Source organism: Pseudoalteromonas sp. T1lg10, from assembly GCF_002964545.1.
GTDB lineage: Bacteria > Pseudomonadota > Gammaproteobacteria > Enterobacterales > Alteromonadaceae > Pseudoalteromonas.
The window spans coordinates 1-203 of the sequence record NZ_PQBV01000032.1 but is presented as its reverse complement, the minus strand read 5'-3'; the positions used below and the strand labels follow the sequence as shown (position 1 = coordinate 203).

Annotated in this window: 1 protein-coding gene; it reads right to left on the bottom strand. The window is 57.6% G+C overall.

Translation table 11 applies throughout. The features are described 5' to 3' along the window. Positions 1-203 (bottom strand): Ig-like domain-containing protein (locus C2M17_RS08660; RefSeq protein ID WP_233997949.1); only part of this gene is annotated, 203 nt, incomplete at both ends.

Sequence of the window (203 nt, the reverse complement as noted above, 5' to 3'; positions counted from 1 at the left end):
CCCTGGTAGCTTCCGTCCATAAGCGCTGGTAAGGTGTCGTCCACCAAGGTCCAGGTGCCGTCGCCATTGTTAGTGGCGGCGTAATCCACACCCTCAACGGTTACCACTATGCTCGCCTCTGGATCATCTATGGTGCCGGTCAAGGCTGGGGTGCTGTCATTGGTGGTGTTATCGTTGATGGTCACCGAAGGTGCGCCCGTATC